We start from the raw sequence: 18,449 nt of genomic DNA, 5'->3' as shown, positions 1-18,449 counted from the left end.
GAGGGGCGGCGTGGTCACGCGACGCCGCCCCGGCGCCGCTGGCCCCGGTTCGGCCCAGCCCCCACCGTCAGCGGGTCATGAGCAGGGCCGCCAGGGCGATCCCGCCCAGCACGGCGGGGCCGAGGATCTCGTACGCCCAGCGCACCGTCACCGCACCGGGGGTCACCGCGTCGACGCCGTCCGTACCGTGCCGCAGCGCGAGCTCCCGGAGCTCGGCCATCGACTCGTCAGTCGCCGCACGCTTCTCGACCGACTCCGTGCCACCCGCCTGGCGACCGAAGCCCAGGATGCCGCGCGGGCTCCGGCCGGACTGCACCCGCTCGTTGTGCCGGTTGGCGCTCTTCCGCGCCTTCAGGGAGACGGGGATCGCCCAGAGCTGGTACTTCCTGCCGTCCGCGATCACCTCGCTGGTGTACGCCGCCTGCAGCGATTCCACCGACGGCCACGGCACGGAGATGGTGCGCAACGGATTCCGTACGCGCAGCCGCTCCCGGCCGGCGAAGACCGCGGGACGCAGGGTGTACGCCACCACCAGCGGCACGACGCACAGCAGCGTGGCCAAGGTGATCGCGGGGGTACGGCCGGTGCCGTTCAGCACGGCGTCGAAACTCAGCCAGCCGCCGACGACGAGCAGCGTCACACCGCCGACGACGGAGGACGGCGAGCGGTAGCACCGGTCGGCGACCTTCGGCACGTCGGCCGGTCGCCCGCTCGTACGAGGCTGGTCCTCCTCCTCGGACGTGGCCGGCCGTCCCGGTTCGTCCGCCGGCTCGGCGCCCTGCGCCGGCTCCTCCGCCGCCTTTGCCCGCGCCTCGGTCGCCGCCTCTCCCGACTCCTCCGCGGAGATCGCGCCATCCCGCTCGCCCGGCTGGTCCCGCTCGCCCGGCTGGTCCGACTCGTCCGGTTCGCCCCGCACACTCCGCGCGCCGTGCTCGCCCTGTTGCTCCCTCGTCATGCTGGCGATTGTGCCGGACCGCCCGGGCGTCGACGATTGCGGTCCGGCATCGATCCCCGCGCCAGCGCATCGACGGACGCTATGCGCGTAGATATGCTCGTCTGGTGAGCATGTCCTCCGCCTCCACGGTGCCCCCCGAGCCAACCGCCACCGCCTCGACTCCACCGACCGCCCCTCGCGCCGGGCAGAGCCCGGCTCCAGCCGACGCCGCCTTCGCCGACGTCACCGCGTCCGAGGCCGCGCTGCGCCGCTATCTGCACGGCCTGCCCGGTGTGGACGCGGTGGGCCTGGAAGCCCGTGCCGCGACCCTGGGCACCCGTTCGATCAAGACCACCGCCAAGGCGTACGCCATCGACCTGGCCATCTCGATGATCGACCTGACCACCCTGGAGGGGGCCGACACCCCGGGCAAGGTCCGCTCGCTGTGCGCCAAGGCGATCACGCCGGACCCGAGCGACCGGACCGCCCCACGCGTCGCCGCCATCTGCGTCTATCCGGACATGGCGGCGATCGCGAAGGAGGCGCTGGCCGGCTCCGGCGTGCACGTGGCCTCGGTGGCCACGGCCTTCCCGGCCGGCCGCACGGCACGTCCGGTCAAGCTCGCCGACACCCGGGACGCGGTGGCCGCCGGGGCGGACGAGATCGACATGGTGATCGACCGCGGCGCCTTCCTCGCCGGCCGCTACCTGGAGGTCCTCGAGGAGATCCGCGCCGTACGGGAAGCGTGCGAGCGCCCGGACGGCAGCTTCGCCCACCTCAAGGTGATCTTCGAGAACGGCGAGTTGAGCACGTACGACAACATCCGCCGTGCCTCCTGGCTGGCGATGCTCGCCGGCGCCGACTTCATCAAGACCTCCACCGGCAAGGTCGCGGTCAACGCCACCCCGGCCAACACGCTGCTGATGCTGGAGGCCGTACGCGACTTCCGTGCCGCCACCGGCGTCCAGATCGGCGTGAAGCCGGCCGGGGGCATCCGTACCGCCAAGGACGCGATCAAGTACCTGGTGCTGGTGAACGAGACCGCGGGCGCCGACTGGCTTTCCCCGGACTGGTTCCGCTTCGGCGCGTCCAGCCTCCTGAACGACCTGCTGATGCAGCGCCACAAGCTGAGCACCGGGCGCTACTCCGGCCCCGACTATGTGACGGTGGACTGAAGACCATGGCCTTCGACGTATTCGAGTACGCTCCCGCGCCCGAGTCCCGCGCGATCGTCCAGCTCGCGCCGAGCTACGGGCTGTTCATCGACGGCGAGTTCCGCGAGTCGAGCGACGGCAAGGTGTTCAAGACCGTCGCCCCCGCCTCCGAGGAGGTGCTCGCCGAGGTCGCGCAGGGCAGCGCGAAGGACGTGGACGCGGCCGTACGAGCCGCCCGCGCCGCCTTCCCGAAGTGGTCCGCGCTGCCGGGCGCCGAGCGCGCGAAGTACCTCTTCCGGATCGCCCGCGTCCTGCAGGAGCGCTCCCGGGAACTGGCCGTACTGGAGTCACTGGACAACGGCAAGCCGATCCGGGAGACCCGGGACGCCGACCTGCCACAGGTCGCCGCGAACTTCTTCTACTTCGCCGGCTGGGCGGACAAGCTGCCCCACGCCGGATACGGCCCCGATCCACGCCCGCTCGGCGTCGCCGGGCAGGTCATCCCGTGGAACTTCCCGCTTTTGATGCTGGCCTGGAAGATCGCGCCCGCGCTGGCCACCGGGAACACCGTGGTGTTGAAGCCGGCGGAGACCACGCCGCTGTCGGCGTTGTTCTTCGCCGACATCTGCCGACAGGCCGAACTGCCGCCCGGGGTCGTCAACATCGTCACCGGCGACGGCCCGGTGGGCGCCGAACTGGTCGCGCACGAAGGCGTCGACAAGGTGGCGTTCACCGGCTCCACCGCCGTGGGCAAGTCCATCGCCCGTACGGTCGCGGGCACCGCCAAGAAGCTCACCCTGGAGCTGGGCGGCAAGGGCGCGAACATCGTCTTCGACGACGCGCCGATCGACCAGGCCGTCGAGGGCATCGTCAGCGGCATCTACTTCAACGGCGGGCAGGTCTGCTGTGCGGGCTCCCGGCTGCTCGTACAGGAGTCCGTTGCCGAGGAGGTGCTGGACGCGCTCAAGCGCCGGATCAGCACGCTGCGCGTCGGCGATCCGCTGGACAAGAACACCGACATCGGCGCGATCAACTCCGCGGCGCAGCTGGCCCGGATCACCGAGTTGGCCGACGCCGGCGAGGCGGAGGGCGCCGAGCGCTGGTCCCCGCACTGCGAACTGCCCAGCTCCGGCTACTGGTTCGCGCCGACCGTGTTCACCCACGTCACACAGGCGCACCGGATCGCGCGGGAGGAGATCTTCGGACCGGTGCTGTCCGTGCTGACCTTCCGTACGCCGGACGAGGCGGTGGCGAAGGCCAACAACACGCCGTACGGGCTCTCCGCCGGCGTCTGGACGGAGAAGGGCTCGCGCATCCTGAGGATGGCGCAGCAACTGCGGGCCGGCGTCGTCTGGTCCAACACGTTCAACAAGTTCGACCCGACCTCGCCGTTCGGCGGCTACCAGGAGTCGGGATACGGTCGCGAGGGCGGCCGGCACGGTCTGGAGGCGTACCTCGATGTCTGAATCCAAGTCGGCCAAGTCGGGCGGCACGGCCGGTTCCCGCGCGGGCGGGACCGAGGGCGCGGCCACGTCGGCGCGGATCGGCGTGCTGAAGACCTACAAGCTCTTCGTCGGCGGCAAGTTTCCCCGCTCGGAGAGCGGACGGGTGTACGAGGTGACGGACTCCAAGGGCAACTGGCTGGCCAACCCGCCGCTGGCGTCTCGTAAGGACGCCCGGGACGCGGTGGTCGCGGCCCGCAAGGCGGTCGGCGGCTGGTCGGGCGCCACCGCCTACAACCGCGGCCAGATCCTCTACCGCATCGCGGAGATGCTGGAGGGGCGGCGGGAGCAGTTCATCGGCGAGGTCGCCGCCGGTGAGGGCCTGTCCCGGGCGAAGGCCGCCGGCCGGGTGGACGCGGCCGTGGACCGCTGGGTGTGGTACGCGGGTTGGGCCGACAAGATCGCCCAGGTGGCGGGTGGCGCGAACCCGGTCGCCGGGCCGTTCTTCAACCTCTCCTCCCCGGAGCCGACGGGCGTGGTGGCGGTGCTGGCGCCTCGGCGGTGCTCGTTCCTGGGGCTGGTGTCGGTGCTCGCTCCGGTGATCGTCACCGGCAACACGGCGGTGCTCGTACCCTCCGAGGAACGCCCCCTCCCCGCCCTGTCGCTGTCCGAGGTGCTGGCCACCTCCGACCTGCCGGGCGGCGTGGTCAACGTCCTGTCCGGGCGTGCGAGCGAGCTGGGCACCCCGCTGGCGGCGCACCAGGACGTGAACGCCATCGACCTGGCGGGCGCCGGCCCGGAGTTGGCGCGCGACCTGGAGATCGCCGCGGCGGACAACCTCAAGCGGGTGGTACGTCCCGCGCCGGACCGGGAGCCGGACTGGCGCGGCGACCCGGGCACCGCACGGATGCTGCCGTTCCTGGAGACCAAGACGGTCTGGCACCCGGTCGGCAGCTGAGCGGGGACGACTCAGCTACGACCGTGCCGTGACCGAGGAGGCCCACTGACCCGCGACCGGGCGGTGATCGGGCGGCGGCGAAGTGCCGTACGCTGTCGAACCGATCGCCCGGGCACACGCGGGGGCCGCCTCCGGTTCGGCGGATGGCGGCACGGCCTCCGGGCAGCGCTACGACTCGGGGGGTTCCGTCTCATGTCCCCTCTCCCGCTGACCTTCGTGGTGGGCACCGGGCGCAGCGGCCCCACCGCGCTGTCCCAGATCGTCGACCTGCATCCGCGGCCGCTCAGCCTGAACGAGTTCTTCTCGGTGCTCGGCAACGACTGCCTTCCGGAAGGGGACCTCGACGGCGAGGACTTCTGGCGGTTGCTGAACCAGCCACACCGCTACTTCGACCGCCTCGTGCGGGACGGGCTGCCGCTGCCGGAGTTCCTCTACTCCCGCGACGGCGCGACCGCCAGCGGCACCGTACGTCCGCAAACAGCCGGCGGCCCCCGTCGCCCAGCACTACGAGCGGCTGTTCCAACTGCTGGCCGCGCACACCGGCGACGAGCGACGCACGGTCGTGGAACGTTCCGGCTACTCGCTGCCCATGGTGGGTCGGCTACACCGGCACTTCCCGTACGCCCGGTTCGTCCGTCTCTTCCGGGACGGTCCGTACTGTGCCCTGTCAAGGAGCCGGCACATGGGCTTCCGGGCCGCCGCCGTGCTGCAACCTCGAGTGGACTCGTTCGAGAAGCTCGAACCGGGGTTCCTGCGGCGGCACTATCCGGGGCTGGCCGGTATCCAGGACGACGCCTTCGACCTGACCGCCCTGCGGGACCGCCCGATGCCCCTACGCGACTTCAGCACCATCTGGTCAGAGCTGACCGCCCTGGGCACGGCGGCCCCGGCCCGGGTACCGGCGCCGTTGCGTACCTCCCTGAGCTACGCCGACCTCGTCCGCGAACCGTACGGCGAACTCACGCGGCTCGCCGGATTCCTGGGCGTCGAGCCGGACCCGGAGTGGCTGCGCGCCGGCGCCGCCCTGCTGGACGGCGGCCGGGAGGGTGCCGCGCTGCGGCTGCCACGTCGTGAACTGGCCGCGCCCCGGGTGGCCGGGCCGGGGCGCTGCGACGCCGGTTGACAGCGCTGCTCGCCCGGGGCGCGTGACCGGGCACTGTCAGTACCGTCTGGGATAGTTCGAGGCGGAGGACCGTCCACTCGCCCAGGAAGAGCATGCCGTGCTGGACCGACAGAACGCGCCCGAACCGTCCCCGGCCGCGCCTCCGACGGACCCGCGCGCGGGGCTGGTCGCTGCCGTGATCGCGCACGACACGGCACGGCGGCGGGTCGCCCTCGTGCAACGCGCGCACGGCGCGCGTTTCGCCCCCGGTCTGTGGGACCTGCCGGGCGGCAAGCGGGAGTCGTACGAGTCGGTCGCCGCCACGGCCATACGGGAACTACGGGAGGAGACCGGCCTGTTGGTCGACTCCGGGAACCTGGAGTTGGCACATGTGATCCACGGCGCCCGGGGCGTGGACGCGCCGACCAGCTATCTGACGGTGGTCTTCGCGACGTACGACTGGAGCGGCGAGCTGTCCAACCGCGAGCCGGAGAAGCACGCGCAGGCCCGCTGGATGCCGACGGACGCCCTGCCGCCCGAGTTCGTGCCCTCCACGGGTGGCGCGCTGCGGCAGCACCTGCGCGGCCAGCGACCCTCGTTCGCCCTGCGCGGCTGGGACGCGGAAGCCTGACGCCGCGGTGCCGCGGCACCCTGACGTGTGAACCGCCGTGACGTGTAGACCGCCGTGGGAAGGTCCGTACGAGCGCCGCGTCCCGGCCGGCTGTCGTAGCCCCGCGATCCCGGCCGGATACCGACCGGCGCGCCATCCGGACTACGCTGCTGATATGCGAACTCCTCGACCGGCGGCCCGGATCGCCGTGCTCGATCCGCGCGACGCCCTCTTCCTCTTTCGTTACGACGACGAGGAGGTCGGGGTGCACTGGGCGATGCCCGGCGGCGGCCTCGAGCCGGATGAGACACCGCGGGCGGGCGCGGAGCGCGAGTTGCGGGAGGAGACCGGCTGGACGGACCTACGGCCGGGCCCGCTGCTGTGCACCTGGGAGCACGACTTCACCCGGGAGGGCGTGCCCGTCCGCCAACACGAGCACATCTTCCTGGCGCACGGGCCGACCAGGGAGCCGAGCCAGAGCGTGGCAGACGTGCTGGCGGCGGAGGGCATGCTGCGCTGGCACTGGTGGTCACCGGACGAACTGGCCGTGGCCGCCGAGCCGTTGTGGCCGCCACGACTCGCGGAGCTGCTGGCGGGTCGTCGGCCGGGGGCCGTACCACAGCCGGTGGACTTCGGCTTCGTGCCGAACCCGTCCCCGGGGGCCCGCTGACCCGGGCGCTCCGGTGGCACCGAGCCGTCCGGCGACCCCGCGCGGGCCGGGAGAGCGACCCACCGGGATCAGGCCTCGAAGTAGGCGTCCAGGACGGCCTCCAGCTCGCCCTGCCACTCCTTGGCGCGCTTCCGGTTGGTGGACACGTCGACCTGGTAGCGCCCATGACCGACGGTGCTCACGACGACGTGGAACCAGCGCCCGGTCAGCGAGACCTTGTGCTCGACGGAGCCGACCTCCTCCCAGGTGAACGAGGTCTCCTGGTCGTCGAGGGTGAAGTGGATGCCGCTGGGGCCGGCCTGGGCTCCGCCCCGGCGGTCGGCGGCCTCGAAGGTGACGGCGTCCGAGTCCGTGTCCTCGGCGGCCGGTTCGCCCCTGGTCGCCTCGTCCGTGTCCGCGTCCTCGTCCGCGTCCGTGTCCGCCGGGGCTTCCGCCTCCGCTTCATCCGGGTCAGGGGTCCGCACGGCGGACCCCTCGGCCTCCTCGGACTCTGTTCGTTCGTTCGCCTCCTCCGGCTCCGTCGGAACCAGGCCTGGGATGCGCGCGGGGTCGCTCGCGGCCACGTTCACGGGCGGCATGTTCTGGTCAATACGTTGCTCCACGGCGCCAGTATGGCCGACGGTGCCCGGCCCGTACCAACCCCCGGGCAGTCCGGTCCGCAGGTGCGGGAGATCGCTCGCGCACACGCCGGACCGGCGTACGGCAGCCCTGGGCGGACCGTACGAACGACCACAGCGGTGGCGATCGACGCAGGCCATTCTTGACATGCAACCTTTTGGTTGCCAATCTGGGTAGGGAGAGATGTGGGGTGCGACGTGGACGCGGTGTTCAAGGCGCTCGGTGACGCGAGTCGGCGACGGCTGCTGGACCGGCTGAGCGCGCGCAACGGGCAGAGCCTTCGCGAGCTGTGCCAGGGCCTGGAGATGAGTCGGCAGGCGGTGAGCAAACACCTGACCGTGCTGGAGTCGGCCCAACTGGTGACCGTCGTCCGGCACGGGCGGGAGAAGCTGCACTACCTCAACCCGGTGCCCATCCAGGAGCTGTCCGACCGCTGGATCAGCCGATACGAGCGCGGGCACCTCGCCGCTCTCTCCACACTCAAACAATCGCTGGAAGGACAAGCCACCGTGAGCAAGCCCGAGTTCGTCTACACGATCTATATCCACACCACCGCCGAGAAGCTCTACGAGGCACTGACCGACCCGGAGTTCATCAAGGTCTACTTCCTCGGCACCGGACCCGAGTCGACCTGGGAGGTCGGTTCGCCGGTGCGCTGGAAGTGGCACCCGGAGGGGGAGTTCGAGGAGTTGGGCCAGCGGGTGCTGGAGGCCGAGCCGGGCAAGCGGCTGTCGTACACCTGGCACTCGCTGCTGCCCATGCACCAGGAGATGTTCGGCTTCACGGACGAGGAGTTCGAGGAGGCGCGCAAGGAGCGGTCCAAGGTCAGCTTCGACATCGAGCCGGCCGAGGAGGCGAGGCTGGGCGTCAAACTGACCATCACGCACGACGGTTTCGACAGCCCGGACAGCAAGATGCTGGAAGGCGTGCGCGGCGGCTGGGTGGTGTTCCTGTCCGAGTTGAAGACCATGCTGGAGGGCGGCCCGACGGCCGCGTAGCGGCTCCCGCTCGGCCTCGGGGACGTACCGACCGTCCCCGCCGGCGCCCGCGGTCGGGCGCGTACGAACCGCGTCGCGTGCGGCTCGTACACCCCGCGCCGAAGCCGGTGGGGACGGCCCCGTGCCAGGCGCGTGGGCATGCCCGACAATGGGCTCTCGTGACCTCCAGCGCCGCCTCCCCCGACCGTGCACCCCGACCGGCCCGCGTCATCCTGCTGACCGGACCCTCCGGCTCCGGAAAGACCCGACTCGCCGCGCGCGCCGGCCTGCCGGTGCTGCGACTCGACGACTTCTACAAGGAGGACGGCGACCCGACCCTGCCGCGGCTGCCGGGCGGCGGCACCGACTGGGACGCCCCCGGGTCCTGGGACGCCGACGCCGCGGTGACGGCCGTACGCGCACTCTGCGCCGACGGGCGTACGACCGTCCCCGTCTACGACATCGCCAGCAGCTCGCGTACCGGCTCGACGGATCTGGACCTGGGCGAGGCCCGACTGTTCGTGGCGGAGGGCATCTTCGCCGCGGACATCGCCGAAGCCTGCGGCGAACTGGGCCTGCTGGCCGACGCGATCTGCCTGCGGCGCGGGCGGCTGGCCACCTTCCGGCGGCGGCTGTTGCGCGACGTACGGGAGGGGCGGAAGTCGGTGCCGTTCCTGATCCGCCGCGGCTGGGCCCTGTTGCGCGCGGAGGGCGCGATCGTGGAGCGGCACCGGAACCTGGGGGCGTATCCGTGCGGGCGGGACGAGGCGATGGCACGAATAACCGGACTGCGGCCACGCGACTCCGTGGAGGCTTGACCGGGCCGACAGCGGCGGGACGCGACCGGGCGCGCCCCGGGCGTAGGTACCTCCGGGTCGCGCCGGACAGACGGACGGAGCGGGTTCCGCCGGCCCCCCCGCCGGCCGAACCCGCTCCGCGTCCCCCGTATCCCCCGTATCCCCCGCTGTTTCCCCCGTGTACCTGAGTGCCTTCCGGCCTCAGGCGACCAGTTCGCCGAAGGACTCCTCCTGGTCCCGGCCGAAGCTGAGCACCTCGTCGTCCCGCAGCCGACGCAGCGAGCGCCAGATGCTGCTCTTCACCGTGCCGATGCTGATGCTCATGATCTCGGCGATCTCCGGGTCCGTCCGGCCCTCGTAGTAGCGCAGCACCAACATCGTCCGCTGGGTCTCCGGAAGGCGACCGAGCGCCTGCCACAACACCGTGCGCAGTTCCGTACCGCGCATCGCGTCGTGGTCGGCGGACGGCGACTCCGGAAGCTCCTCGGTCGGATACTCGTTCAGCTTGCGTCGCCGCCAGGCACTGATGTGCAGGTTCGTCATGGTCCGGCGGAGATAGCCGCCGATGGCCGCCTTGTCAGAAATCCTGTCCCACGCCCGGTAAGTGGAGAACAGCGCGCTCTGTAGCAGATCCTCCGCCTCGTACCGGTCCCCCGTGAGGTGATAGGCGGTGGCGTACAGGGAGGCCCGGCGCTCTCGGACGTAGTCGGTGAACGCCGTCTCGGCGTCCGCCCCCTCCGACCGGTCCGTCGGCGCCGCCCCCGTGGCGTCGGCCTCCCCGTACTCGCCCTTCCCCCGTGTTCCCCCCGGAGCCCCTCCCCCAGGGCTCTCCACCGCGCTGATGTGCGGTGGACGTTGCCGTCCGGTGCCACGTGCGCACCCCCGCCCGCCCGTGACACCGGACTTCTCGGCGACCCGGCCCGCGCTCTCCCCTGATACGCGGGTCCGGGTGGCGGGAACCGTCGAGACGTGCAGACGCGTGTGAATGACTGCGCTGTTCGTCGCCTTGTGCAGTGTGTTCATCTCGCGCCCTCCTCTGGGACCCGGCCGTTCGCCTGCTTGCTGAGAAATATCCTGGCGGCCCAGTTTCATGACGGGGTCCCCCGACTGTCACAGGGCTGTCACAAGCGCGGTTGCGCCGTATCCGGAATCAGTGGCCGTTGTCACGCGCGGTTGTCCCGCCCTCGCGGTCGAAGTCTCGGGGGGCGATAGGCCAGAATGGCGCGCGTGGCTTTCCTGTTGCTGATCGAGGATGACAACTCCGTACGTACCGCCCTGGAGATGGGTCTGTCCCGCCAGGGCCACCGCGTGGTGACCGCGGCGACGGGCGAGGACGGTCTCAAGCTGCTCGGCGAGCAGCGGCCCGACCTGATCGTGCTCGATCTGGCGCTGCCCGGGATCAACGGCTTCGAGGTGTGCCGCCGGATTCGCCGCACCGACCAACTCCCGATCATCCTGCTGACCGCCAGCAGCGACGACATCGACGTCGTGGTCGGTCTGGAGTCGGGAGCGGACGACTACGTCGTCAAGCCGGTCAACGGCAGGGTGCTGGACGCCCGTATCCGCGCGGTCATGCGGCGCGGTGAACGGGAGGCGAGCGACTCCGCCTCCTTCGGCTCGCTCGTCATCGACCGTGCGGCCATGACCGTGACCAAGAGCGGTGAGGATCTGCAACTCACGCCCACCGAGTTGCGGTTGTTGTTGGAGCTGAGCCGGCGGCCGGGCCAGGCGCTGTCCCGGCAGCAGTTGCTGCGCCTGGTGTGGGAACACGACTACCTCGGTGACTCACGGCTCGTGGACGCCTGCGTGCAGCGTCTGCGCGCGAAGGTCGAGGACGTGCCGTCGTCCCCGACGCTGATCCGTACGGTGCGCGGAGTCGGATACCGGCTGGACACCCCCTCGTGAGTGACGAACCACCCGGCGGTCTCCGTGGCCGGGTGGCGAGCCTCCTGCCGACGCTTCGGCTGCGCCTCGTCGTCGTCTTCGCGCTCGTCGCGCTGACCGCCGCGGTGTCCGCCTCCGGCATCGCGTACTGGCTGAACCGGGACGCCGTCCTCACCCGTACCCAGGACGCCGCGCTGAACGACTTCCGCCAGACCATGGAGGACGGGGCCGGGAAGCTGCCACGGCGGTTCGACTGCGAGCAACTCCGCGAAGCCGCGCTGGGGATGGCGCGTACCACGCAGAGCTACGACGTGGTGCTGTTGGGTGAGGACAAGGACGGCAGGCGCTGCACCGTGTCCTCCAGCGCGAAGGACTTCACCTACGAGGACGTGCCGCGGAAGCTGCGCACGGCGGTGAACCAGAAGCGTCCGGTCACCGAGACCAACGCCTACCCGTACCACCTCTACTGGCAGCGGATCACGCTCGGCGGGGAACCGTACCTGGTCGGCGGCGGGAAGCTGGTCGGGCAACAGCCCGCACCCACCGGTTACCTGCTCAAGTCGCTCGCGCCGGAGCGTGACGACCTCAACTCGCTGGCCTGGTCGCTGGGCATCGCCACCACCGTGGCACTCCTCGGCGCCATGCTGCTGGCGCAGGCCGCGGCCACCGGGGTGCTGCGCCCCGTACGACGACTCGCGGACGCCGCCCGGCGACTGGGCGAGGGCAAGCTGGACACCCGGCTGAAGGTCACCGGCACGGACGAACTCGCCGAGCTTTCCCGTACCTTCAACGAGACCGCGGAGTCCCTGGAGAAGCGCGTCGCGGAGCTGAGCGGCCGGGAGGAGTCCTCGCGGCGGTTCGTCGCCGACATGTCGCACGAGCTGCGTACGCCGCTCACCGCGATCTCGGCGGTCACGGAGGTGCTGGAGGAGGAGCAGGAGAACCTGGACCCGCTGATCGCCCCGGCGGTCGGGCTGGTGATCAGCGAGACGCGACGGCTGGGCGACCTGGTGGAGAACCTGATGGAGGTCACCCGGTTCGACGCCGGCACGGCCAAGCTCGTCCTGGACTCGGTCGACGTGGCCGACCAGGTGACAGCCTGCATCGACGCCCGGGCCTGGCTGGACGCCGTCGACCTGGACGCGGACCGGGGCATCATGGCGCGGCTCGATCCCCGACGCCTGGACGTCATCCTGGCGAACCTCATCGGGAACGCGCTCAAGCACGGCGGTTCGCCGGTGCGGGTGTCCGTACGCACCACTGAGGCGCCCGACGGCCGGGGCGAGCTGCTGGTCGAGGTGGCCGACCGCGGGCCGGGCATCCCGGAGGACGTCCTGCCGCACGTCTTCGACCGCTTCTACAAGGCCAGCGCCTCCCGGCCCAGATCGGAGGGCAGCGGCCTGGGCCTGTCCATCGCGATGGAGAACGCCCACGTCCACGGTGGCGAGATCACCGCCCGGAACGCCCAGGGGTCGGAGGGCGGCGCGGTGTTCACACTGCGACTGCCCCGGGACGGCAGCGAACCGGCCGACAACGACGGGGCGGCCGACGGCGACGGCCCTGCGGAGGGCGGCTCGCGGGCGGACAGTGCCGACGCGGACCGCACCGACGCGGACGATGCCGGTACGAGCCACCCGCGCGACCAGCGTGACCACCCGCCGGGTACCGACCGCCCGGACACCGACGGAGGCCAGCCGTGATCTCCCTCCCACGTCGCGCCGATCGCCGTACGAACCGCCGAGGCGCCCGTCCCGTCCATCGCCACACTCGTCGCCGTCCCGGCATAGTTCTCGCGGCCGTGCTCGCCGGCCTCGGGGTGGCGGCGAGCGGGTGCGGCATCCAGTCCACTTCCGTCCCGGTGGACGCCGGAGCGGCGCCGTCCCGGGCCGCCTGCGTGCTCCCGGAGGACGAGAGCAATGGGGTGGGGCCGGGCCGCGCGCCCGTACGGATCTATCTGCTGTGCGGTTCCCGACTCGTGCCCGCCGAGCGGCTCGTACGGCTGCCGGAGACCCGGCACAACTTCGCCCGGGTGCTCCTCGACCAACTCCAGCAACGGCCCGACCAGCAGGAGCGGGCGGCCGGTTTCGAGAGCAAGGTGCCCTCCGACCTACTGGTCGAGGAGCCTGCCGCGGACGACCCGACCGGCACGATCCGGCTGAGCGAGCCGCTGGACACGCTGCCGGCGTACGCCCTCGCGCAGCTCGTGTGCTCCTACGCCGAGTCCGGCGCCGCCGACAACGACAACACGGTGCTGCTGGGCGGTCCGCGGGAGGACGAGGACGCCGAACTGCGGCGCTACACCTGTGGAACACAGCTGCGCAACGAGCCGAAGGACGCGGCGAGCGCCGGCACCACGGCGTGACCGTTCGTGTAGCGGCTCACACTCCGACTCGGAACCGGAGTCCGCCGAGTGACGTCCTTTTCCCCGTGCAGCGTCATGACCACGGCGGCGTTTCCGTGTCCCGTATCCGCGCAGCGAGCTTCGCTCTGCTCGTCCTGCATTCGCTGGCCCTCGGTTGGATGTTGCTGCGTCCGCGTGCGGTGCCCTGGGTCTGCCCCAGCAACCTGCATCCGTTCGCCACCATCCGGGCCGACCTCGCCGCCGGGCCGACAGCCGCGCTGGAGAACATCGGCGGCGGACTACTGCTGCTCTCCCCGCTGGGCGTGCTGCTGCCGATCGTGCTCGGCCGGTTGTCCAAACCGCTGCTCGGGACGGCGACGTACACGATCCTGTCCGGCCTGCTGATCACGCTCGCCTTCGGGGTCCTTGAGGCGGGGGTGCCCGGGCGTACGGTCAACGTGGACACGCTGATCCTGCACTTCACCGGCATCGCGCTGGCCCAGCTGCTGGTCTATCCGTTCGTCCGCGGGCGACTGTCGCGCCACGTGGCGACCCCTGCGGCCCGCTCCGGGCCCGTCGGCCCCGGGGCTGGGGCCGCGGATCGGGGTACCGGGGCGGCGAGTCGACGTACCGGGGCGGCGAGCCGTCCGCCAGCGGAGCAAGGCGGCGGCACGCGGGCCGTGCAGGGCGCGGTCCACACCCCCGAGAGCTTCCAGGGTCGGTATCGCTCGCTCGTCTGACGCCTCTCCTGCGTGGCACTCGTACGTTGGAAGTGTCCGCCACACCACAACGTGCCGGGAGGCACATCATGACCGCACTGGTCCGCCCACAGGACAACCGGATGATTGGTGGCGTGTGCGCGGGACTCGCCCGCCGCTTCGGCACCAAACCGACCACGATGCGCGCGATCTTCCTGGTCTCCTGCCTGCTTCCGGGTCCACAGGTGCTGCTCTATCTCGCGCTGTGGATTCTGCTGCCGGAGGAGGGCAAGCGCTCGGCCTGGTGACGACCGGCGCACCCGGCGGTGACAGGCGCAGGCCGGTGCCCGGCGCCGGCACCGAAACCAGTGTCGGGGCCCCGCCGTGCCTCAGCACCACGGGGCCCCGAGCGACCGGTGCGGGCCGACCGCGACGAGCCGTCAGCCGTTCGTCAGACCGCCGTTGGTCAGGCCACCGGCCAGCGGAATGCCACCCAGCAGCTGCTGGGTACCGTCCGCGGAGACGTTCCCCGGCAGGCCGCTCCGCGCGTCGGACGCGCCGTTCGCCTCGGCGGGGAGCGTACGCGGTGCCTCCGAGCCCGGCGTCAGCTGCTTGAGCGGCGAGGCGGAGACCGTGCCTCCGGTGACGTCCTCGACGGGACCGGTGAGGTCGGCGGCTGAGGCGGCGCCAGCGCCGGACACGGCGAACGCGGCTCCGAGCGCGGTCACGCCGAGGGTCTTGATCGTTCCGTGCTTCATGACTAACTACGTCCTCTATGACGGGGGTGGCAAGTCCCGTGAACGTAGCCACAATCCGTCATGAGTCACAAGCACGACGCGACCGCGGGGGATGACGCCCGAACCCCGAGCCGGGATCCGTGCCGCATCTCCTCGCCGAGCGTCGTGGCTAGCCGGAAGCGCTGGTCAGCCCGTTGTCCGGGGCCGCGGCATGGAACAGCCACTCCGCCTTCAGCTCGGCGTACCCGGGCTTGATCACCTCGTTGATCATCGCAAGTCGTTCATCGAAAGGGATGAACGCGGACTTCATCGCATTGACGGTGAACCACTGCATGTCGTCCAGGGTGTAACCGAAAGTCCGCACCAGATGACCGAACTCGGCGCTCATGCTGGTGCCGCTCATCAGACGGTTGTCGGTATTCACCGTCGCCCGGAAGTTCAGCCTCCGCAGCAGTCCGATCGGATGCTCGGCGTACGAGGCGGCCGCGCCGGTCTGCAGGTTGGAACTGGGGCACAGCTCCAGCGGAACGCGCTTGTCCCGTACGTACGCCGCCAGCCGCCCCAGGCGCACCTCCCCCGACTTGGCGTCACTCACAGCCCCGGCACCGGCGGCACCGCCGGGGTCGATGTCGTCGATGATCCGCACGCCGTGGCCCAACCGGTCCGCGCCGCACCACTGCAGCGCCTGCCAGATGGAGGGCAGGCCGAACGCCTCACCCGCGTGGATGGTGAAGTGGTTGTTCTCCCGCTTCAGGAACTCGAACGCGTCCAAGTGCCGGGTCGGAGGGTAGCCCGCCTCCGCACCCGCGATGTCGAAGCCGACGACGCCCTGGTCGCGATAGCCGTTGGCCAGCTCGGCGATCTCGAGCGCCCGCGCGGCGTGCCGCATCGCCGTGAGCAGCGCGCCCACCCGGATACGGTTGCCAGCCGCGCGCGCCCGCCGCTCGCCGAGGCGGAAGCCCTCGTTCACCGCTTCGACGACCTGCTCCAGCGTGAGCCCGCGCTCGAGGTGTTGTTCGGGGGCGTACCGCACCTCCGCGTACACCACCCCGTCCGCCGCCAGGTCCTCCGCGCACTCGGCAGCGACCCGTACGAGGGCGTCCCGAGTCTGCATCACGGCACAGGTGTGCGCGAAGGTCTCCAGGTAGCGCTCCAGCGAACCGGAGTCGGCGGACTCCCGGAACCAGGCGTTGAGCCGGTCGGCGTCGTCGGACTCGGGGAGTCCCGAGTAGCCGGTTTCCCGGGCGAGTTCGATGATCGTGGCCGGACGGAGACCGCCGTCGAGGTGGTCATGCAACAGCGCCTTGGGAGCGCGGCGGATCTGCTCCGGAGTGGGAACGGTGTTCGGGGTCTCGCTCGTCATTGCCGTACTGTAGCTCCTACGCGCGTAGACATCCACGGGGAATCGCCCGCGGAGGCGATGCCCGGCTACCGCGGGGCCACCGGATCACACGCTCCCCGCCGCTCCGGGCCGGCTTTACCGGAAAGTGATCAACCACACCGGTCCGCAGCCCTCACGCCTCTGGGATCGTTCCGACATGGCCCAGCACGCTTCGTCCGAACGACTGCCGCCCCGGGACGCCAAGTTGGGACGGCCGCTGGGCGAACGTCGGGCTTCGCACGGCGTTCTCCTGCTGCTTCCCGGGGGCGAACCCCGCAGCGCCCGCCGCCCCTCGCCGATCGCGGCAGCGGCCGCACTGCGGATGGCACGCGGACTCGCCAGAGCGGGCATGGAGGAGTCGCTGACGGCGCATGTCCTGCGCTACCGCTACCGCGGCTGGAACGACGAGGCGGCGCACCCCGCCGAGGACGCCGAATGGGCCGTACAGGAGGTGGTGCGGCGCTACGGCGACGTGCCGGTCTGCCTGATCGGTACGGACCTCGGCGCCCGCGCCGCGCTGCGCGCCGGCGGACACGAGGCCGTCGTGGCCGTGCTGGCGATCGCTCCCTGGCTGACCGGGGCCAGGGAACCGGTGGAGCAACTCGTCGGCCGACACGTCCTGTTCGTCCAGGGGGCCGATGACGCGCACAGCGATCCGGAGCACTCGTACCGGCTGGCCGAGCGGGCGAAAGCCGTGAACCCGGATGTGTGCCGCTTCGAGGTGCACTCGGACGGGCACGCATTGCACGGGCACCGCCGCGAAGTAGCCGCCCTCGCCCAGGATTTCGCCTTCGGCGCGGTGTGCGAGCGGGACTTCGCCCGCCCGCTCGCGGACGCGCTGGCCGCACCCCCGCCGCTGGGCCTGCGGATGCCGCTGGCCGCGGGCTTCGGGCGTTCCCTGGGGCGCTGACCGTACGGAGAGCCCGCTACGTACGGCCGGCGGTGCGCGCTGGTCGCGCCGCCCACGTGCAGGTCAGAACTGCTCCTGCGCAACACCCGGCGCCTCAGCCGTCCACCGTGAGCCTTCCCAGCCCAAACGACACCACCACGATGACCATCGATCCGAACCTCAGCCCAGCAGTCGTCCCCGCCGACTCAGCAGGAACTCCTTGAACGCCGCCACCGGCGCCGTGTCCGGACGTCCGGCCGACCAGGCCAGACCGATCTCGCGCACCGCGCGCGGGGCGGTGACGGTCAGTTCGTGCACCCCCGGACGCGCGATGGCCGGCGGTGGCAGCAGCGCCACCCCGAGGCCCGCCGCGACCAGGCCGCGGATCGTCTCCGCCTCCTCGCCCTCGAAGGCGATCCGCGGCCGGAACCCCGCCTCCGCGCACAGTGACTCGAGGATGCGCCGCATGCCGTAACCCGGCTCCAGGGTGACGAAGGGCTCCCCCGCCACCTCGGCCAACCGGACGCGCCTACGAGCCGCGAGCGGATGGTCGTCCGGCACGACGAGGCTCAGCCGCTGTTCGTCCAGTCGCCGGGCGACCAGGTCCGCGGCGTCCGGCACCGGCGAGGTCAGGCACAGGTCCAATTCCCCCGCGCGCAGGCGTTCCAGCATCGCCGCGCCGTAGTTCTGCACCAACGCGAAGCGTACCCGCGGGTGTTCGGCACGGAAGGCGCGGATCAGGCTCGGCACGGTCTCCCAACCGAGCGTGTGCAGAAAGCCGAACGCGACCTTGCCGGTCGCCGGATCGGCGTCGGAGCGTACGGACTCGGCCGCCTGCTCGACAGCCGCGAGGGCCCGCTCCGCGGAGGCGAGGAAGGTGCGCCCGGCCGGCGTCAGCGAGACCGTACGCCCGTGCCGGGCCAGCAGTGCCACGCCGAGGTCCGCTTCGAGTCGGGACAGGGAGCGGCTCAGGGTGGACTGCGGCACGCCCAGGTCGTACGCGGCCCGGGTGACGTGCTCGTGGCGGGCGACCGCGACGAAGTGCGCGAGGCGAGGGGTGAGGGCGGTGGCCCAGTCGGCGGCGGTGCTTGGTTCGGCGCTCGATGCTGGGCTCGGTTGGGTGCTCATGGCGGATCACGTACTTCCGGTCGGGCTGGGCGAGGTGTCGCGCGCTTCACTTTCGGTTCCGGTCGGATGAGTCCCGCTCGCCTCAACTGGACTCATGCGATTACGGATCATTCCCGAGTGCTTCGTGCA

The 18,449-nt window shown here is 71.4% G+C and carries 20 protein-coding genes; 14 read left to right on the top strand and 6 right to left on the bottom strand.

The window, feature by feature from the left end; translation table 11 throughout:
• Positions 1–67: 67 nt before the first annotated feature.
• A complete protein-coding gene (locus AN216_RS10320) occupies positions 68–955 on the bottom strand; it encodes a PH domain-containing protein (RefSeq protein WP_079166452.1) in 888 nt (295 codons plus the stop codon).
• 110 nt (positions 956–1,065) lie between these two features.
• On the opposite strand from AN216_RS10320, the gene deoC reads away from it, so the two are divergent.
• From deoC to AN216_RS10290, 6 genes are all read left to right on the top strand, one after another.
• Complete coding sequence (gene deoC / locus AN216_RS10315) at positions 1,066–2,109, top strand: deoxyribose-phosphate aldolase (protein ID WP_070196344.1); 1,044 nt, start codon at positions 1,066–1,068, stop codon at positions 2,107–2,109.
• A 5-nt stretch (positions 2,110–2,114) separates the two neighbouring features.
• Positions 2,115–3,554: an aldehyde dehydrogenase family protein gene (locus AN216_RS10310; RefSeq protein ID WP_070196343.1), complete on the top strand. Its 1,440-nt coding sequence runs from the start codon at positions 2,115–2,117 to the stop codon at positions 3,552–3,554.
• 82 nt (positions 3,555–3,636) lie between these two features.
• Entirely contained in the window at positions 3,637–4,488 is an 852-nt protein-coding gene (locus tag AN216_RS10305) for an aldehyde dehydrogenase family protein (protein WP_070196415.1), read from the top strand.
• A 514-nt stretch (positions 4,489–5,002) separates the two neighbouring features.
• Positions 5,003–5,611 (top strand): hypothetical protein, encoded by a 609-nt coding sequence (locus AN216_RS30115; protein ID WP_476755929.1) that lies wholly within the window; start codon positions 5,003–5,005, stop codon positions 5,609–5,611.
• Between the two features lie 97 nt (positions 5,612–5,708).
• Complete coding sequence (locus AN216_RS10295) at positions 5,709–6,221, top strand: NUDIX domain-containing protein (protein ID WP_244502401.1); 513 nt, start codon at positions 5,709–5,711, stop codon at positions 6,219–6,221.
• A 154-nt stretch (positions 6,222–6,375) separates the two neighbouring features.
• Positions 6,376–6,870: an NUDIX hydrolase gene (locus AN216_RS10290; protein ID WP_070196342.1), complete on the top strand. Its 495-nt coding sequence runs from the start codon at positions 6,376–6,378 to the stop codon at positions 6,868–6,870.
• A gap of 68 nt (positions 6,871–6,938) precedes the next feature.
• On the opposite strand, the gene AN216_RS10285 is transcribed toward AN216_RS10290, so the two are convergent.
• Positions 6,939–7,472 (bottom strand): hypothetical protein, encoded by a 534-nt coding sequence (locus AN216_RS10285; RefSeq protein WP_070196413.1) that lies wholly within the window; start codon positions 7,470–7,472, stop codon positions 6,939–6,941.
• Positions 7,473–7,685: 213 nt separating this feature from the next.
• On the opposite strand from AN216_RS10285, the gene AN216_RS10280 reads away from it, so the two are divergent.
• Positions 7,686–8,486, top strand: coding sequence for an ArsR/SmtB family transcription factor (locus AN216_RS10280; protein ID WP_070196412.1), 801 nt, complete (start codon positions 7,686–7,688; stop codon positions 8,484–8,486).
• A gap of 158 nt (positions 8,487–8,644) precedes the next feature.
• A complete protein-coding gene (locus tag AN216_RS10275; RefSeq protein WP_070196341.1) occupies positions 8,645–9,283 on the top strand; it encodes a uridine kinase family protein in 639 nt (212 codons plus the stop codon).
• Positions 9,284–9,463: 180 nt separating this feature from the next.
• Here AN216_RS10275 and AN216_RS10270 read toward each other — a convergent pair whose 3' ends face one another.
• Positions 9,464–10,285, bottom strand: a complete 822-nt coding sequence (locus AN216_RS10270; RefSeq protein WP_070196340.1) for a SigE family RNA polymerase sigma factor — start codon at positions 10,283–10,285, stop codon at positions 9,464–9,466.
• Between the two features lie 204 nt (positions 10,286–10,489).
• Here AN216_RS10270 and AN216_RS10265 point away from each other — a divergent pair, with 204 nt between their 5' ends.
• The 5 genes from AN216_RS10265 to AN216_RS10245 all read left to right on the top strand — a co-directional run bounded on the left by AN216_RS10265 (position 10,490) and on the right by AN216_RS10245 (position 14,493).
• Positions 10,490–11,167 (top strand): response regulator transcription factor, encoded by a 678-nt coding sequence (locus AN216_RS10265; protein ID WP_170843083.1) that lies wholly within the window; start codon positions 10,490–10,492, stop codon positions 11,165–11,167.
• Positions 11,164–12,846 (top strand): sensor histidine kinase, encoded by a 1,683-nt coding sequence (locus AN216_RS10260; RefSeq protein WP_170843082.1) that lies wholly within the window; start codon positions 11,164–11,166, stop codon positions 12,844–12,846. Before AN216_RS10265 ends, AN216_RS10260 begins: the two co-directional genes overlap by 4 nt.
• Positions 12,843–13,508 (top strand): hypothetical protein, encoded by a 666-nt coding sequence (locus AN216_RS10255; RefSeq protein ID WP_244502400.1) that lies wholly within the window; start codon positions 12,843–12,845, stop codon positions 13,506–13,508. Before AN216_RS10260 ends, AN216_RS10255 begins: the two co-directional genes overlap by 4 nt.
• Before the next feature lie 95 nt (positions 13,509–13,603).
• Positions 13,604–14,227 carry a VanZ family protein gene (locus tag AN216_RS10250; protein ID WP_244502399.1) on the top strand — a complete coding sequence of 208 codons (624 nt, stop codon included), beginning with the start codon at positions 13,604–13,606 and terminating at the stop codon, positions 14,225–14,227.
• Between the two features lie 68 nt (positions 14,228–14,295).
• Complete coding sequence (locus tag AN216_RS10245; RefSeq protein ID WP_070196337.1) at positions 14,296–14,493, top strand: PspC domain-containing protein; 198 nt, start codon at positions 14,296–14,298, stop codon at positions 14,491–14,493.
• A 132-nt stretch (positions 14,494–14,625) separates the two neighbouring features.
• Here AN216_RS10245 and AN216_RS10240 read toward each other — a convergent pair whose 3' ends face one another.
• Entirely contained in the window at positions 14,626–14,943 is a 318-nt protein-coding gene (locus AN216_RS10240) for a hypothetical protein (RefSeq protein ID WP_070196336.1), read from the bottom strand.
• Between the two features lie 148 nt (positions 14,944–15,091).
• Complete coding sequence (locus tag AN216_RS10235; RefSeq protein WP_070196335.1) at positions 15,092–16,285, bottom strand: adenosine deaminase; 1,194 nt, start codon at positions 16,283–16,285, stop codon at positions 15,092–15,094.
• Positions 16,286–16,460: 175 nt separating this feature from the next.
• Here AN216_RS10235 and AN216_RS10230 point away from each other — a divergent pair, with 175 nt between their 5' ends.
• The gene (locus AN216_RS10230; RefSeq protein WP_070196409.1) at positions 16,461–17,213 is read left to right on the top strand and encodes an alpha/beta hydrolase family protein; all 753 of its coding nucleotides are present in this window, start codon (positions 16,461–16,463) and stop codon (positions 17,211–17,213) included.
• A gap of 159 nt (positions 17,214–17,372) precedes the next feature.
• Here the strand turns inward: AN216_RS10230 and AN216_RS10225 are convergent, their stop codons facing one another.
• Positions 17,373–18,320 (bottom strand): LysR family transcriptional regulator, encoded by a 948-nt coding sequence (locus AN216_RS10225; protein WP_070196334.1) that lies wholly within the window; start codon positions 18,318–18,320, stop codon positions 17,373–17,375.
• Between the last annotated feature and the right edge of the window lie 129 nt (positions 18,321–18,449).

Origin of the sequence: Streptomyces oceani (assembly GCF_001751245.1) — a bacterium.
Taxonomy (GTDB): domain Bacteria; phylum Actinomycetota; class Actinomycetes; order Streptomycetales; family Streptomycetaceae; genus Streptomyces; species Streptomyces oceani.
This window is presented reverse-complemented; position numbering and strand designations above follow the sequence as displayed.

Coding starts and splice junctions, on each gene's coding strand:
- AN216_RS10320 (WP_079166452.1), bottom strand. CDS start 955: ATGACGAGGGAGCAACAGGGCGAGCACGGCGCGCGGAGTGTGCGGGGC.
- deoC (WP_070196344.1), top strand. CDS start 1,066: ATGTCCTCCGCCTCCACGGTGCCCCCCGAGCCAACCGCCACCGCCTCG.
- AN216_RS10310 (WP_070196343.1), top strand. CDS start 2,115: ATGGCCTTCGACGTATTCGAGTACGCTCCCGCGCCCGAGTCCCGCGCG.
- AN216_RS10290 (WP_070196342.1), top strand. CDS start 6,376: ATGCGAACTCCTCGACCGGCGGCCCGGATCGCCGTGCTCGATCCGCGC.
- AN216_RS10270 (WP_070196340.1), bottom strand. CDS start 10,285: ATGAACACACTGCACAAGGCGACGAACAGCGCAGTCATTCACACGCGT.
- AN216_RS10245 (WP_070196337.1), top strand. CDS start 14,296: ATGACCGCACTGGTCCGCCCACAGGACAACCGGATGATTGGTGGCGTG.
- AN216_RS10240 (WP_070196336.1), bottom strand. CDS start 14,943: ATGAAGCACGGAACGATCAAGACCCTCGGCGTGACCGCGCTCGGAGCC.
- AN216_RS10235 (WP_070196335.1), bottom strand. CDS start 16,285: ATGACGAGCGAGACCCCGAACACCGTTCCCACTCCGGAGCAGATCCGC.
- AN216_RS10230 (WP_070196409.1), top strand. CDS start 16,461: ATGGCCCAGCACGCTTCGTCCGAACGACTGCCGCCCCGGGACGCCAAG.
- AN216_RS10225 (WP_070196334.1), bottom strand. CDS start 18,320: ATGAGCACCCAACCGAGCCCAGCATCGAGCGCCGAACCAAGCACCGCC.